The organism is Faecalibacterium sp. BCRC 81149 (assembly GCF_022750605.1).
GTDB lineage: Bacteria > Bacillota > Clostridia > Oscillospirales > Ruminococcaceae > Faecalibacterium > Faecalibacterium duncaniae.
This window is the reverse complement of the sequence record NZ_QXJA01000005.1, coordinates 128803-143483: the sequence shown is the minus strand read 5'-3', so window position 1 is coordinate 143483 and position 14681 is coordinate 128803. Positions and strand designations below refer to the sequence as shown.

General features: G+C 62.5%; 15 protein-coding genes. All 15 read right to left on the bottom strand.

Translation table 11 applies throughout. The annotated features are described in order from the left end of the window. A complete protein-coding gene (bilQ, locus tag D3F01_RS07885) occupies positions 1 to 426 on the bottom strand; it encodes a bilirubin utilization transcriptional regulator BilQ (protein WP_097770531.1) in 426 nt (141 codons plus the stop codon). Positions 427 to 549: 123 nt separating this feature from the next. After that, entirely contained in the window at positions 550 to 1596 is a 1047-nt protein-coding gene (locus D3F01_RS07880; RefSeq protein ID WP_242887653.1) for an ATP-binding cassette domain-containing protein, read from the bottom strand. Then, positions 1593 to 2267 carry a molybdate ABC transporter permease subunit gene (gene modB, locus D3F01_RS07875; protein ID WP_097770533.1) on the bottom strand — a complete coding sequence of 225 codons (675 nt, stop codon included), beginning with the start codon at positions 2265 to 2267 and terminating at the stop codon, positions 1593 to 1595. Before modB ends, D3F01_RS07880 begins: the two co-directional genes overlap by 4 nt. A gap of 20 nt (positions 2268 to 2287) precedes the next feature. Next, positions 2288 to 3175, bottom strand: coding sequence for a molybdate ABC transporter substrate-binding protein (gene modA / locus D3F01_RS07870; RefSeq protein ID WP_242887650.1), 888 nt, complete (start codon positions 3173 to 3175; stop codon positions 2288 to 2290). Between the two features lie 88 nt (positions 3176 to 3263). Then, on the bottom strand, positions 3264 to 4196 hold the full coding sequence (locus D3F01_RS07865; RefSeq protein ID WP_097773733.1) for an MOSC domain-containing protein: 933 nt from the start codon (positions 4194 to 4196) through the stop codon (positions 3264 to 3266). 4 nt (positions 4197 to 4200) lie between these two features. Further along, complete coding sequence (moaA, locus tag D3F01_RS07860; protein ID WP_242887648.1) at positions 4201 to 5181, bottom strand: GTP 3',8-cyclase MoaA; 981 nt, start codon at positions 5179 to 5181, stop codon at positions 4201 to 4203. After that, positions 5174 to 5671: a cyclic pyranopterin monophosphate synthase MoaC gene (gene moaC, locus D3F01_RS07855; RefSeq protein ID WP_117504897.1), complete on the bottom strand. Its 498-nt coding sequence runs from the start codon at positions 5669 to 5671 to the stop codon at positions 5174 to 5176. Before moaC ends, moaA begins: the two co-directional genes overlap by 8 nt. Positions 5672 to 5743: 72 nt before the next feature. Continuing rightward, positions 5744 to 6763, bottom strand: a complete 1020-nt coding sequence (locus D3F01_RS07850) for a molybdopterin-binding protein (protein WP_154277329.1) — start codon at positions 6761 to 6763, stop codon at positions 5744 to 5746. An 18-nt stretch (positions 6764 to 6781) separates the two neighbouring features. Further along, complete coding sequence (mobB, locus tag D3F01_RS07845; protein WP_005931907.1) at positions 6782 to 7300, bottom strand: molybdopterin-guanine dinucleotide biosynthesis protein B; 519 nt, start codon at positions 7298 to 7300, stop codon at positions 6782 to 6784. After that, on the bottom strand, positions 7290 to 8528 hold the full coding sequence (gene glp, locus D3F01_RS07840) for a gephyrin-like molybdotransferase Glp (protein WP_117533204.1): 1239 nt from the start codon (positions 8526 to 8528) through the stop codon (positions 7290 to 7292). The genes mobB and glp overlap by 11 nt, the downstream gene beginning before the upstream one ends. A 429-nt stretch (positions 8529 to 8957) precedes the next feature. Then, on the bottom strand, positions 8958 to 9875 hold the full coding sequence (locus D3F01_RS07835; RefSeq protein ID WP_242887646.1) for a hypothetical protein: 918 nt from the start codon (positions 9873 to 9875) through the stop codon (positions 8958 to 8960). A gap of 26 nt (positions 9876 to 9901) precedes the next feature. Next, the gene (locus tag D3F01_RS07830; protein WP_117535776.1) at positions 9902 to 12058 is read right to left on the bottom strand and encodes an aldehyde ferredoxin oxidoreductase N-terminal domain-containing protein; all 2157 of its coding nucleotides are present in this window, start codon (positions 12056 to 12058) and stop codon (positions 9902 to 9904) included. 12 nt (positions 12059 to 12070) lie between these two features. Next, positions 12071 to 12715 (bottom strand): ferredoxin-like protein, encoded by a 645-nt coding sequence (locus D3F01_RS07825; RefSeq protein WP_097770542.1) that lies wholly within the window; start codon positions 12713 to 12715, stop codon positions 12071 to 12073. A 22-nt stretch (positions 12716 to 12737) separates the two neighbouring features. Then, positions 12738 to 13658, bottom strand: a complete 921-nt coding sequence (locus tag D3F01_RS07820) for an FMN-binding protein (RefSeq protein ID WP_242887644.1) — start codon at positions 13656 to 13658, stop codon at positions 12738 to 12740. Positions 13659 to 13839: 181 nt separating this feature from the next. Next, positions 13840 to 14577 (bottom strand): formate dehydrogenase accessory sulfurtransferase FdhD, encoded by a 738-nt coding sequence (locus D3F01_RS07815; protein WP_242887642.1) that lies wholly within the window; start codon positions 14575 to 14577, stop codon positions 13840 to 13842. Between the last annotated feature and the right edge of the window lie 104 nt (positions 14578 to 14681).

The window sequence follows — 14681 nt, the reverse complement described above, 5'->3', positions numbered from 1 at the left end:
TTACACACTCTCTTTTCTCGTCCGTGCTGCCTTTTGCAGCAGGCTCAGGAGCTGGTGCTGTTCCTCTTCGGTCAGCCCGCTCAGATTTTGTGCATCCCAATCGAAAAATACCTGGTGGCAGGTCCGGAATGCTCTCTCACCCGCCGGGGTCAGCCCCAAATGATAACTGCGGCCCTGCTTTTCCCGGGTCATAAAGCCATCTTCCACCAGCTTGATCACGCTGCGCTGGCAGTGGCCCCAGTCCAGGTGCAGGTTTTTGGTCATCTCAGCCGGGGTGCAGCCGGGATGTTTGCCCACGTAGATCACAAAATACATCATGCCAAAGCTCAGGCCAAACTCCTGCAGCTGCTGGGTGGTGTAGGCTGCGAACTGCTTGTAAAACTCCATCACGTAGAAGGATATGGTCGATTGGATCACTCTTTGCATCTCCTTTACTTGACAAGGTCTAGTATAATCGCATTACTTGATAAAGTCAAGTACTTTTTTCAAAAAAATTCTCCCTGCTCCGTATTTCTGTTTCGGGAGCAGGGAGAGAGCGATTCTTTTGCCTCAGACCAGCGGCATGATATTTTCCGGGGCGGCAGCAAGGCAGGCGGGTGCTTTTGGCGGCGGGGCCGCCATTGTCTCCTTGGACACCTTCCACCACAGGCGGACCTCACCGCCGGGCAGGGTGAAGATCATATTCCAGTCAAAGGGATTCTCACTGGTGGAGACAGCCTGCACCGGCAGGCTGTTGGGGGTGCCGGGAGCGCAGGGTGCAAGATCATGGGCGCGGATGCCCACGGCGCGGCAGCCCTCGGGCACCGGCAGAGCCACGGTCAGCGGCTGTTCCCAGCCCGCCAGATGAACGGTATGCTCCCCCACCCGGGTGCAGGGCAGAATGTTCTTGCAGCCGGTCAGGCGGGCGGCGGCACGGGTGCGGGGGTCGGCAAAGACCTCCCTGGTCGTGCCTGCCCGGAGCACCTCGCCGCTGTCCATCACGATCATCTCCCTGCACAGGCGGTAGGCCTCGTCCCGGTTGTGGGTCACCAGCAGGGCCGTGCCCGCAAACCCGGCCAGCAGGCTGCCCACTTCCCCCTCTACCTCCTCGCGCAGATAGCTGTCCAGCGCACTGAACGGCTCGTCCAGCATCAGGATGCGGGGTTTGGCCGCCAGGATGCGGGCCAGGGCGGCACGCTGCTGCTGCCCGCCCGAAAGCGCGCCGGGCAGGCGCTTGGCCAGTTCCTCCAGCCGCATGGCCCGCAATGCCTCGGCACAGGCGGCCCTGCGGGCGGCAGGGTCCTTTTCCTTCTTCAGGGCACAGAGGATATTCTGCTCCACGGTCATGTTGGGGAACAGGGCGTAGTTCTGGAACAGCAGGCCCACATTGCGCTGCTGGGGCGGCAGGTCGATGCCCTGAGCGCTGTCGAACAGCACCCGGCCATCCAGCACGATGCGCCCCTCGTCCGGCCGGACGATGCCTGCAATGCAGCGCAGGGTCATGCTTTTGCCGCAGCCGGACGCGCCCAGAAGGGCGGTGGCAGTGTCCCCTGCCGTGAACGCAGCGTGCAGGGTAAAACCATCAAACCGCTTGGTCACATTTACTTCCAGGCTCATGTGCGCTTTCCTCCCTGCTTCTGCCTGCGTTCCAGCAGGTTCACTGCCAGCAGCACCACCGCCGAGATAACGATATCCACCAGCACCCACTGCATGGCCCCGGCTTCATCGTTGGTGCGCCAGAGCTGGTAGACCGTGGTTGCAATGGTGGCCGTCTTGCCCGGCGTGTAGCCTGCGATCATGCTGGTGGCACCATATTCGCCCAGCGCACGGGCAAAGGCCAGCACCGTACCGGCCAGAATGCCCTGACGGCAGCAGGGCATCCGCACCCGCCAGAAGATCCAGGTGTTGGAAAGTCCCAGCGTCTGTGCCGACCAGGCCAGCGTTTCGTCAAAACTCTCAAAGGCACCGCGGGCCGTGCGGTACATCAGCGGAAAGGCCACCACGATGGAAGCAAAAATGGCGCTGTACCAGTTCATCACCAGCTTCACGCCGAAATGTTCCATGAAAAAGATGCCCAGCGGCCTTTTTGCGCCGAACAGCAGCAGCAGGAAATATCCCACGACCGTGGGCGGCAGCACCATGGGCAGGGTGAGCACCACGTCCAGCACGCCCTTGAGCACGCGCGGGAGCTTTGCAATGTAGTAGGCCGCAAAGATGCCTAAAAAGAACACTGCCGCGCAGCTGATCAGCGCAATGCGCAGGCTGTTCCATAAGGGATACCAGTCCATACCATCCCCCCAGCGGATGCTTACAGTGCGGTGAAGCCGACGCTCTCGAACACGGTCGCAGCCTTGTCGGTGCGCAGGTAAGCCAGGAACTCCTTGGCAGCCTCGGCATGGAGGGCATTCTTCATCACAGCGGCGGGGTAGATGACCTGGCCGCACATCTCCTTGGTGGCCTCGTCCACGGGGGTCAGACCGGCGCTGTACGCATCGGTGCAGTAAACGACACCGGCATCCACGCTGGCCTCGCTGACCTGGGTGGTGACTTCCTTGACGTTGGAGCCGTAGGTAATGACACCGGCAGCAGCCAGAGCTGCCTCATCCAGATCATAGTAAGCCAGGATCTTCTGGGTGTACTGACCCACGGGCACATCGCTGTTGCCCATGCAGAACAGGATATCCTCTGCCTTCAGGTGCTCAGCCAGGCTGTCGAAGCTGTCGATCCCCTTGTCGCTGCCCTCGGGTACACAGAGCACGACCTTGTTCTCCAGCAGATCCACACGGCTTTCGGCATCCACAAAGTCCAGGCCCTCGGTGTTCCCCTCAGCGGAAGCGGTGCTGTCCAGCTGGTTCATCTGCTTCTGACCGGCGGAGAGGAACAGGTCGCAGTCCGCACCCTCCTGGATCTGGGTCTTGAGGGTTCCGGAAGAGTCAAAGTTGAAGCTGAAGGTCACGCCGGGGTTCTCTGCGGAGTAGGTCTCGGCAATGGCGTTCAGGGTCTCGGTCAGGGAGGCGGCAGCAAAAACGATCAGCTCCACGCTCTCGCCGGAGGCAGCCTCAGAGGAGGCGGCAGCGGAGGATGCGGTGGAAGATGCAGTGCTGCTGGAGGAGCCGCCGCAGGCGGTCAGAACAGCAGATGCGGATGCGATGCCGGCAGCGCACAGGAAGCCGCGGCGGGAGATCATAGTTTTCATAGTCTTGCTCCTTACAGTGGGTATGCTTTTGTTGTACTTTTATTTTTACGCCCGGCACCAAAAGCAGCGCCGCGGCGGTGAAACAGACTTATTTGCGGGCGCACTCGCCGTCCAGCCCGGCGGCAATGCGTACCCCGTGCTCCAGGCTGGGCAGGATGTACTCCAGATTCTCCTTCACGGCCTTGGGGCTGCCGGGCAGGTTGACGATGAGGGTCTTGCCCCGCAGCACACTGGCGGCACGGCTGAGCATTCCGCGCGGGGTGATGCTCAGGCTGTGGTAACGCATGGCCTCAGCAATGCCGGGGGCGTTGCGGTCCGCTACGGCATAGGTGGCTTCCGGGGTGATATCCCGGGGGGCAAAGCCGGTGCCGCCGGTGGTCAGGATCAGGTTGACCTGACGGCCATCGGCCAGCCGGATGAGCTGTGCTTTCAGGGCCTTTGCCTCATCGGGCAGGATCATGGTCTCCTCCACCTGATAGCCTGCAGCGGTGAGCATCTCCACGATCAGGGGGCCGCTCTTGTCCTCCCGCTCACCCCGGCTGCCCTTGTCGGAAAGGGTGATGACGGCAGCGCGCAGGGGCGGGTTTTCCGGCGGGGGCAGCAGGGTCACCTCGTCCCCCACGTGGATCTCGCCACCCTGCAGCACCCGGGCAAACACGCCCTCCCGGGGCATGATGCACTCGCCGGTCTTCTGCTTGATGACGCAGTCGTTGTGGCACTCTTTGCCGATCTGAGTCATTTCCAGCACCACGTCCCCGATGGCGAAGCGGCTGGTCACGGGCAGATTGCGGAAATCGTAGCCCTCCACCACCAGATTCTCGCCAAAGGCACCATAGTCCACCCAGATCTTCTTGCGGAAGTTCTCGATCTTTTCTGCACTCAGCAGGCTGACCTGACGGTGCCAGTTCCCGCCGTGGGCATCGGTCTCAATGCCCCATTCCGGGGTCAGGCGTGCGCTTTCCACTTCGGTCTTGACCGTGCCCCGCTGGGGGCTGGTGCAGATCGCCAGAAGTTTTCCCATAGATTTATCCTCCAATTCGGTACATGCCCCTGGTCGCGGGGATGTCCTGTTTCAATTCAAAATGATGTTCCTGGGGCTTTTCCCAGATGGTGGTACGGATGGCAGTCAGCAGCTCCTCGTCAGACGCGCCACTGCGCAGCAGGGCTTTCAGGTCACATCCGGTCTCACTGGCAAGGCAGGGGCGCAAAAAGCCCTGACTGGTCAGCCGCACCCGGTTGCAGGAGGCGCAGAACTTACCGTGGACAGCGGCAATGAAGCCGATGTCCCCTTTCCAGCCCGGCACAGTGTAATAGACCGCCGGGCCGTCGCCCAGCGCGGCACATGCTGCCCCGGGCAGCGGGGCCAGCTCCGGCCAGCGCCTGCGGAAGCGGGTCAGTAGTTCCGGGCCGGAGATACAGGGCATGGCCGCCCCGTAGCCGATGGGCATCATCTCGATGAACCGCACCTGCAGGGGCTTGTCCTGTGCCAGAGCGGCCAGCGCTTCCAGCTCACCCTCGTTTACGCCCACCTGGGGCACGCAGTTCAGCTTGACCGGGATGCCGCTTTCCAGCGCGGCATGGATGCCCGCCTGCACGGCGGCAAATTCATCCCGGGCCGTGATCTTTGCAAACAGGGCGGGGTCCAGCGTATCCAGACTGATGTTCACGCTGTCCAGCCCGGCCTCCAGCAGGGCGGGCAGCTGCTGTTCCAACAGGACGGCGTTGGTGGTCATGGTGACCTTCCGGATGCCGGGGATGGCTTTCAGCCCCTTGACCAGCTGCTCCACGCCCTTGCGCACCAGCGGTTCGCCGCCGGTGACCCGCACGGTATCCACCCCGCACCGGGCAAACAGGGCGGCAAGGCGCAGGAATTCTTCGTAGGTCAGGATATCCTCCCGTTCCAGCTTGTCCACGCCATCCGGCATACAGTAGCGGCAGCGCAGGTTGCACAGGTCGGTCACGGAAAGGCGGAGATAATGGATATTGCGGCCCTTGGAATCAAACATAGCCGCCCTCCGCCCGGATATAATGTCCGCTCTTGCCGCCGGTCTTTTCCACCAGATGGATCTCGCCCAGCTCCATGCCCTTATCCACGGCCTTGCACATGTCATAAATGGTGAGCAGGGCGGTGGAAACGCCGGTCAGGGCCTCCATCTCCACGCCGGTCACCCCGCTGGTCTTGACCGTACAGCGTGCTTCCACAGCCCGGCGCTCGGGCAGCAGGTCAAACTCGATCTGCACCTTGGTCAGCGGCAGCGGGTGGCACAGGGGGATCAGCTCGCTGGTGCGCTTGGTGGCCATAATGCCGGCCACCCGGGCCACGCCCAGCACATCGCCTTTTTTCACGGTACCGCTCTCCACGGCGGCAAAGGCTTCCGCATTCATGGTAATGATACCGTGGGCCGTGGCCTCCCGGGCCGTGACGGGCTTTTCGCTCACGTCCACCATCACGGCGTTTCCGGCGGCATCAAAATGTGTCAGATTATTTTCACTCATATTTTTTTCACCTTAGTTAAGCTCCCCCTTCGGGGGAGCTGGCAAAGCCGAAAGGCTTTGGCTGAGAGGGTTTCAGCAGTGTCCGAAGCCGCAATTGGGCCAGTGGCACTCGGCGCAGCCCAGGCAGAGGCCGCCCTCGCCCAGACGGGCGATATCCTCGGCGGTAATGGGGTCATCGGCCAGCAGGCGGGGCAGCAGCAGGTCAAAAATGGTGCGCTTGGCGTACATCACACAGCCGGGCAGGCCGCAGACCGGCACACCGTCCAGATAGCTGACCAGGAACATGGCACCGGGCAGCACGGGCGCGCCGTAGGTAATAATTTCAGCCCCGGTGTTCCTGATGGCCAGCGGGGTGCGGTCGTCCGGGTCCACGCTCATGCCGCCGGTGGTAAAGATCAGCTCACAGCCTGCGGCCTTTGCTTCCAGAATGGCGGCCGTAATGCCCGCCGGGTCATCGTCGCAGACCTTGTGGAAGGCCATCTCACAGCCATACACCGCCAGCTTTTGCTCGAGGATGGGAGTAAACTTGTCCTCAATACGGCCCTTGAACACCTCGCTGCCGGTGTTGATAACGGCAAACTTCTTCTGGTGGAAGGGCAGCACGTTCAGGATGGGCTTCGGCCCGGCAGCAGCCTGCATGGCCTCCATCTTCTCCTGCTCAATGACCAGCGGGATGATGCGGGTACCAGCCAGCTTGGCTCCCTTTTTCACAGGCAGGTCGCCGTGGATCGTGGCGATCATCATCTGGGGGGTGCTGTTCACTGCCAGCAGGGCCCTGCGGTCGATCTTGAGCAAACCGTCGCAGTCGGCGATCAGTTCGATCTTGCCCTCCCGGGGCTCGGTGCCGTGGATATTCTGACCGGCAGCGGCCTTGTAGAGCAGGGCGGCAGCTTCGTCCTCGTGGAGGATGCCGGGCTTTTTCTCCCAGACATAGAGGTTTTCCTTGCCGATGCTCAGCAGCACCGGAATATCCTCGGGCTGAATGATGTGGCCCTTTTTGAAGCGGGCCCCCTTGAATTCACCCGGGATGATCTGGGTGATATCGTGGCAGAGCACCTGCCCTGCCGCGTCTTCGGTACGGATCAGTTTCATGGTTTCTTCCTCCCCCTGTTACAATGCAGGCATCTGTGCAGCGATCCAGTCGGCCAGCGCTGCGGGCTCGTCCAGCGCAAAATCCGCGCCCGGAACATCCCCCACGATGGCCAGCGGCTCAAAGGAAACAGGCTCCTCCGAGACAGCCTTGCGCACCACCTCGATCTTGGGCCAGCCGCTCTCCTTGAAGCCCTCCATCAGCACCAGATCATAGCCGTGGCGCTCAAACAGGGCCAGCAGATCCTGCTCGTTCAGGCGGAATTCCTCCGTCAGCAGGTAGCGGCTGCCCGAAAAGACCGCCACGCCCTCGGCCCCGGCCTCCCGCAGGCGGAAGCTGTCGGTGCCCGGCACGTCTGGGGTGAAATCGTGGCCGTCATGCTTGATGACACCCACCTTCAGGCCCCGTGCCCGCAGCAGGGGGATGAGTTTTTCCAATAACGTCGTTTTGCCGCTGTTGTGCGCACCGCTCACGGCCAGCACAGCCGGGCGTTTCAGGCTCAGCTCGGCAGCAAGCGCCTGTTTCTTTTCACTGTACAAAGTTCAGTACCTCCACTTCTTCGCCCGGAGCCACCGGGCCGCTGCCCGCAGGCAGCTCCACCAGGCAGTTGCAGCCCATCATGGCCGACAGACTGCCCGAGGAATGCGCCTCCGCGTTGCCCTCGCCGGGGATCTCCACCAGGCCGCCCAGCGCTCTGGCCCGCAGAAAGCGGGTTCCCTTGCTGGGCTTGGAAAAGCCGGTGGTCAGCCTGCCCCGGGTGTGCACCGGGATGCAGTCCTCTTCCCGCCGCCCTGCGGCCCGCAGCAAGGCCGGAACGGCATACTGCTCCAGCGTGGCAGCAGCGGCAAAGGGATTGCCGGACAGGCAGAACACCAGCTTTTCTCCCACCTGTGCAGCGATCATGGGGCTGCCGGGCTTCTGGGCTACCCCGGCAAAAACAGGCTCCGCGTGCAGCATTTCCAGCACCGTGGGCAGGTAATCCTTCTGCCCCACCGAAACACCGCCGCTGGTGATCACCGCATCACACCGGGTGAGCAGTTCTTTCATCCGGGCGGCGATCTCCTCCGGGTCATCCGAGCAGTGGGTGCGCTCCACGGCAAAGCCCAGCTGCCGCAGGCGGGCGGCATTCTGGATCCCGTTGGCATCGTAGATCTTGCCGGGAGCCCAGGCCTCACCCGCTTCCAGCAGCTCACTGCCGGTAGCAAGCACGCCCACGGTCAGGGGGCGGAAGACCTCGGCATCCGGGATGCCCTGACCGGCCAGCACACCGATGTGCGCCGGGGTCAGCACAGTTCCGGCGGCGGCAATGGGGGCACCGGCGGCGATGTCCTCACCCCGGAACACCACATTGGCGTTGGGCTGGAGCCGGGCGTAAATGCGCACTTGCTCCTCCCCGCTGTCGGTCAGCTCCTGCATCAGAACGCAGTCCGCGCCCGGGGGCAGGGGTGCACCGGTCATAATCCGGGCGGCACACCCGGCAGGCAGGGCAGCGGCGGGGGCATCCCCGGCGTAGAGCTTCATCACCACCGGCAGGGTGACAGGGGTCTTCTCCCCCGCCCCGGCCGTGTCGGCACTGTGAAGGGCATAGCCATCCAGAGGGCTCCGGTCAAAAGGGGGCTGATCCATCCGGGCACACAGGTCCCGGGCTGCGATCCGCCCACAGGCATCATCCAGCGGCACCCGCTCCGTGGCAGGCACCGGGAGAGCCGCAGCAGCATCCAGCACCCGGCGCAGGGCCTGGGCTGGCGTGCAAAAAGGCTGTTTCATTGCAAAAATCCTCCATCGCTCCCCGGGGCACAGTTTGCCCGCTATGGCCCGGACAAACTCCCGGGGAGATCTCTTTTCGATCGGCAGGTGAAAAAAAGCGGAGACGTTCTGACCGAAAATCAAAACGCCCCCGCAAAAAACCGAACATGGCCCGGAGCGGCAGCCTGCAGGCCGCCACGCCGAGGGAGCCGCTTCCTTTTCCGCTGTTGCAGCAACGGGAAGGAGGCAACGCTCCGGAACGGTGGATGGGAGGAGTTCTTTTTTTCAAATTGCAGCGTTTCTTCTGCGGGAAGGCGGCCGGGTTTCCCCTGCCACCCTTGAATGCCGGCGTTGGCCCTTAGCATTGCGGCGCGGTGTCCTGCCCCCTGCGGGGTTTAGACAGCCTTGCTCAAAGAAGCTCTTGTACCCTATTCAATTGTGTATGATCTTTTAGTCGCAGAAATCATCCACGTCGCTGATGGCTTTTGCATAGCGGCGGGTGAGGTGCTGGGTGGAGAAGAGGAACCGCTCGTTCTGATTGTTGGTCAGCTCTTCGATGTCGGCAAACTCCGGCCTGCCCTGCATGGTCTTCCAGGTCTGCTCGATCTCCTCCGGCGCAAGGCCGTAGGGGGAGCGCTGGAAGTACTTCAGCGGGGTAGCACTGGGGTAGACCCGTGCGTTGAAGCGCACCATCTCAGCAAACATGACACAGAGGTCTTTGTCCTCAATGAGCTGGGCGATCATGGCGTAGTTGTCGCTCATGTTGGCGTTGGAGTAATAGTAGGTATCCTTTGCGCCTGCACGGACAACGATATCCTCACACTGGGGGTCCTGCGGCATCTGAGCCAGCAGCTCGTCGGCGTTCTCCACCTCACTGACCAGCAGTGCGTGGGGCGTGACAAGCGCGGCGGCGCTGCGGGAACGGATGTAACCGGCCAGCTCCTGCGCGGGGGTCAGCTCCGGCAGCTCCGGCGCGGTCTGGGTGGGCTGATCCGCAAAGGGATCGTTTTCAGCCTCTGGCTCGCCGGCCAGAAAATCCAGCAGCTGAGGCTTTGCGGCCTCGTCCTGCACAGTTTCGGCGGCTTCGGGTGCGGCCCCGGCAGCCTGCATTGCTGCAAGCTCTGCGGTCTCCCGCTCCACGGCGGCAATCACATCCTCGCCGGTCTTGGCGGCGCTGCCGTCAAAGCTGCTGCCCGTTTCCTTCAGGCGGCGGGCCGTCTCGCTGGCGGCATTGATGTCGAACACCTCTGCCTTGGGCTTTTTCTTGGCGGCCAGCTCTGCCTTCTGCAGGTCCAGAACGGCCTGCTCCGGGTCCACGCTGCTGTCCACAGTGGTGGTGTAGCCGGGTTTACGTCTGCCAAACAACATGACGATCGTTCCTCTTTCTATGGGATTTATTCAGCTGCTGCGGTGTTCTGGGCGTAGATGCCGCGCTTTTCCAGATCATCGGCCATGTCAGCCAGATCATACTTCTCCAGCGTCTCGCGGGTGGGCACACCGGTGGTGCGGTCCCAGCCGAAGATGTCGTAGAACAGATCCTTTGCCTTCTCCATGTCGGCGCGGTCCAGCTTGGTGGTGCCTTCCTCGAATGCCTTGAAGTCGGGGTCCTTATCGAACACCCAATCACAGATGGCATCGTGCTCCTGACGCAGGTTTGCGCTGCCGCAGTTCTGCTGGAAGCTGATGGCGGTCATCGCGCGCAGCATCTGGGTAATGCGGGCACCGTCCTCCTGCAGATCGGCCTGGGTATAAGTCTCGCCGGTAACAGCAGTCATAAAGTCTGCCTGCAGATCCAGGTCGCCGTGGTACTCGCGCTCCTTGGAGGGAGACTGGGTCATGGGCCACATCCAGTTGCACAGGGTGGCGGAGTCGTGGAAGTTCTTGTCGTTGACGCAGTATGCAGCCAGCTTTGCCTTGTTCTCGTTGATGGGAGTGTAGGCCTTGGCCTTATCGTAGCAGCCCTCGCCGAAGAAGTCCTCCATGACCTTCTTGGTCACCTCATAGGGAGCACCGGAGCCGGTCTCGCAGACGATCTCGTGGATCATGCAGTCGCGGTTGTAGACGAGGTTGTACAGCATACCAACCTGCCATGCCTCAGCAGGGCCGTGGTGGTTGGGGAAGCCGTTGTAGATCAGGTTGGAGTTGGTGGCACCATCGTTGCGGTCCAGCCAGCTCTTGGGCAGGCCGAACTTCTCCATCATGGCCAGGGTGCCCTTGGCGATCACGGACAGGTCGCCCTCACCGTAAGCCATGCGGCGGATCAGCTCCACCTCCCAGCGGGGATCGCCGGCCTTCTCCCACTCCCAGGGCAGAGAGTCGTACTCAGCCTCGCTGATGTACTTGGTGGCCTCTTCGCGGGGCATCCGCAGGATCCACAGCAGGTCGCGGTTCAGGTTGCCGTAGTTGTCCCACAGGCCCATATCGTCCACAGCATGAGACCATGCCAGGTTGATGACCATGGTGCCGTCGCCCTCGTACTTGAAATCGTGCACGCCGTCCGGATAGACGCGGGTGCCGTACAGCACGGGCATACAGGTGTTGGAGTTGTGGGTGGGCAGGTCGTAATCGGCCAGCGGATCCACATCGTACTCAGTGTAGCAGCGGATGGGGCAGGAGGAGCAGCCGCCGTTCTTCACGGTGTACTCGGCAGCCGGAGCGCCGAAGTCGAAGTAGCCCTTGAAGCAGCGCAGAGCCACCTTGTTGATATCGTTGTAGGGCTGCTCGCCGGTATCCACGGGGCCGCCGGGAGCCTTCTTCCACATACGGCCGGGAGCGCCGGACCAGCGGTTCTTGCCGGAGGTGGCGCTGTACTCTGCCCAGCTCTGGGGCTGTGCGGGCACGTTGTGGTTGTTGTTGCCGCCGATCAGGTTGCCCATCATGTAGTTGGACAGCTCCAGCACCTTCTTGGGGTCAGCCACCTTGACGCTGCCGGTGCCGCGGATGGCCAGGCCCTTCAGCTTCTTGTTGCCCATGGCAGCGCCCAGACCGGCACCGCCGGAGTTGCCGAAGCTGGTGTTCAGGGTGGAGTAATCCACCAGGTTCTCACCGGCGGGGCCGATGGAAGCAGTCTCGAACTCACGGCCGTTCTGCTCCACCATCCACTTGTTGGAAGCAAAGGTACCCTTGCCCCAGATCTCGCTTGCGTCCTCCAGAGAGACCTCGCCGTCCTCGATGCGCAGGTAGACGGGCTTTTCGGAGATGCCGCTGACAACGATGCCGTCGTAACCGGCATACTTCAGCATGGAGCCGATGTGGCCGCCCATGTGTGCATCGATGATGGAGTGGCCCTTGGACCAGGTAGAACGGAAGGTCACGTTCATACGGCCGGAGCAGGGCACGCCGGCACCGGTCAGGGGGCCGACACCAAAGATGACCAGAGCCTTCTCGTCATAGGGGTCCAGCTCCATGGGAGCTTCCTCGTACATAATGCGGTAGGCCATGCCCATACCGCCGATATATTTATGGTATTTTGCGTCGTCCTGGGTGGTGATCTCACCGGTAGTCAGGTTGACGCGCAGGATCTTGCCTGCCCAGCCATAGGTTTCAGCCATTGTTGTTCCTCCTTACAGGTCCTTGTAAGCAGCCTGTGCTGCGCTGGTAACGGCATCCCAGTCCACGATGGACAGAGCGCCGGACGGGCAGCCCGCCACGCAGGCACCGCAGGCGATGCACTTGGAGGACTTGCCGGTCTCGGGGTTGACGGTGGGCATGTGCCAGGGGCAGGCCTCCACGCAGGCACCGCAGCCGATGCACTTGTCGGTATCGACCACGCGGATGCCCTGCTCATTGGTGATAATGGCCTTCTGGGGGCATGCATTGCCGCAGGCGGGATCCTCACACTGGCGGCAGGTATCCGGGAAGTAGACAAAGCAGTTGTCGGTGCCGGACAGCAGACCGTTACCGTCGCCGTCCAGATTCAGGCGGCGCTGGATCTTGACGCGGCTGATGTAGGAAGAGCACACGCCGTCGTTGGTCAGGGTGCAGTTGATCTCGCACCGCTGGCAGCCGGTGCACAGGTCAGCGTTGACCACCAGCAGACCCTGGGGCAGTGCCCAGGTCGCCACAGCACCGGCATCCACCTGCTTCTGAGAGCAGCCGAAGAGGGACAGCATAGATGCGGAAAGGGTGAGTCCTGCAAGGCTCTTGCCCGAGATCTTCATAAATTGACGGCGGGTCATGTCAGCCGTCAGAAAATCAGTTTTTGCCATAGGTTTCCATTCCTCCGTGAGGTCACTCTGCGCAGAGCACCTCGGTTACATAGAAATAAGAATTGTTGACGATGTCCGTGACCGCCGTGGACGTAATGGTTGCACCGGAAAGCGCATCCACCTGGGTCATGTCAGCGCTGACCGTGTCGGCCGCACTGCCCTGGGTGGTCAGATCAGCGGCCTGCAGCTTGTACTCGGCCTGCTTTTCAGCGGACCAGTCTGCATAAGGCACTGCCTGTTCCTCGCCGTCCTGCGCGCTCTTGCTCAGACACGCCGCGTACAGCTTGCGCCGTGCCACAGCCTCAGCACTGTTGTCCATCGGGGGGATGAGCGCATCGTCCATCGGCTGGCCGTTCAGGGCCGAGAGGGTCAGCCCGGCTTCATACATTTTCCGGGTAGCCTCAGCCTCCGGGGAGGTATCGCCCGCACGCCATGCGGCGGGGTCGAAGGCCTCAGCGGGGGCAGCGTCGGTCTCGGCGCTACCTGCGGCAGCAAAAGCCGTGCCGGTGGCCGGGTCGGTCACAGTGTAGCGCTTGCCTGCCAGCGTGAAGGGAGCTGCGCCCTGGTACTGGGCCGTGAACTCCGGGTTCTCACACTGGGCACCCAGGCTGTCGGTCTCGGCCTGTGCCAGGATCTTCACATCCAGCACATTGCCGTCGCGGTCCAGCGTCACACCGGCCTGCACCTCGCTCTGGAAGCCCTGCTTGCTGCCCACCACATAATACGTGGTGTCATCCAGCTGGTACACCGCGCTCACACCATAGGTGGCAGCGTCGGCATCTGCCAGCGGCAGGGCCGTTCCGGCCACCGTGGTGCGGCTGTGCATCAGCCCGCCAAGGCCAAGCGCCATGGCAAGCGTTGCCGCACCCATGGCCGCATAGCCGGGCAGCCGCCTGCGCCACAAGGACTGCGGCGCATGATTTGCCTGCTTCAATTGTATCACCTGCCTGTTTGATTCAGCTGTGCCCGGAACTCCCGGGCACGAAAACAGCCGTTCCACCTGCTGCAACAGTGCGGAACGGTTTCTTCGTTATAAGAATAACATCTTTTCCACCGGTTAGTCAACGCATACGCACAAACAAAGCCCCGTAATTGCTCTCAAAAGCTCTCACTTCCCGGTGAAATCATTTCTTTTGCCGGATGAACAGTTTCAATCCATATTCCTCTGCCAGCTCCAGCGACTGTACCGTGGGCATACTCTTGCTCACCAGCGCGGGCACACCGGCCCGGATGGCCTTGCGCACCATATCCACCGGCACCCGGCCGCTGGTAAAGAGCACGCACTCCGCCAGCGGCACCCCCTCTGTCAGGGCGCAGCCCACGGCCTTGTCCAGCGCGTTGTGGCGGCCCAGATCCTCGCATCGGTACAAGATCTTGCCCGCACGTAGCAGCAGGCAGCTGTGCACGGCATGGGTGGCACGGTAGAGCGGCAGGCCCTGCCCCATGGCATCGGCCAGCGCATCCACCCATGCGGCAGGGATCTCCCGCTGAGGCACCGGGGCCAGCGGCGGCAGCCGCACCGGGCTGGCCAGCGTCAGGTTATCGGTGCAGCAGCTGGGCACCTCCTGCCCGGCCTGTTCCGCTGCCGCCAGCGGGTGGCGCAGCTGAACGCTTATTTTGAGGCCCTGCGCGCAGACGGCCACCCGCTCCACCTCGTCAGCAGAGGTGATCCAGCCCTCGGTCAGCAGGCGGCCCAGCGCCAGCTGCGGCAGCAGCTCCGGCGTGCAGACCACCCGGAAGGCTGGCTGTTCGTTGACCAGAATGGCCGCGGCGTGCTCTGCCGCCAGTGTCCGCTCGGTGCCATCGGGCATCCGGACGCTCTCTGCCCCCGGTGCTGCACCGAATTGATCCATGATCTGCATTGGGTGTTCCTCCCCTGTCTGTTTTACTCTGCCCCTATTGTAACACGCTTTTGCCCCGCTGAAAAGCGCCTGTGCCCTCTGGAACAAACTGTCGATCCGTGTCG

Bases quoted from the DNA above. Each gene is read 5' to 3' on its own strand.
- moaC (WP_117504897.1), bottom strand. From the start codon at position 5,671: ATGAGTGAAAATAATCTGACACATTTTGATGCCGCCGGAAACGCCGTG.
- D3F01_RS07880 (WP_242887653.1), bottom strand. From the start codon at position 1,596: ATGAGCCTGGAAGTAAATGTGACCAAGCGGTTTGATGGTTTTACCCTG.
- D3F01_RS07825 (WP_097770542.1), bottom strand. From the start codon at position 12,715: ATGGCAAAAACTGATTTTCTGACGGCTGACATGACCCGCCGTCAATTT.
- bilQ (WP_097770531.1), bottom strand. From the start codon at position 426: ATGCAAAGAGTGATCCAATCGACCATATCCTTCTACGTGATGGAGTTT.
- modA (WP_242887650.1), bottom strand. From the start codon at position 3,175: ATGAAAACTATGATCTCCCGCCGCGGCTTCCTGTGCGCTGCCGGCATC.
- D3F01_RS07815 (WP_242887642.1), bottom strand. From the start codon at position 14,577: ATGCAGATCATGGATCAATTCGGTGCAGCACCGGGGGCAGAGAGCGTC.
- D3F01_RS07830 (WP_117535776.1), bottom strand. From the start codon at position 12,058: ATGGCTGAAACCTATGGCTGGGCAGGCAAGATCCTGCGCGTCAACCTG.
- moaA (WP_242887648.1), bottom strand. From the start codon at position 5,181: ATGTTTGATTCCAAGGGCCGCAATATCCATTATCTCCGCCTTTCCGTG.
- glp (WP_117533204.1), bottom strand. From the start codon at position 8,528: ATGAAACAGCCTTTTTGCACGCCAGCCCAGGCCCTGCGCCGGGTGCTG.
- D3F01_RS07865 (WP_097773733.1), bottom strand. From the start codon at position 4,196: ATGGGAAAACTTCTGGCGATCTGCACCAGCCCCCAGCGGGGCACGGTC.
- D3F01_RS07850 (WP_154277329.1), bottom strand. From the start codon at position 6,763: ATGAAACTGATCCGTACCGAAGACGCGGCAGGGCAGGTGCTCTGCCAC.
- D3F01_RS07835 (WP_242887646.1), bottom strand. From the start codon at position 9,875: ATGTTGTTTGGCAGACGTAAACCCGGCTACACCACCACTGTGGACAGC.
- modB (WP_097770533.1), bottom strand. From the start codon at position 2,267: ATGGACTGGTATCCCTTATGGAACAGCCTGCGCATTGCGCTGATCAGC.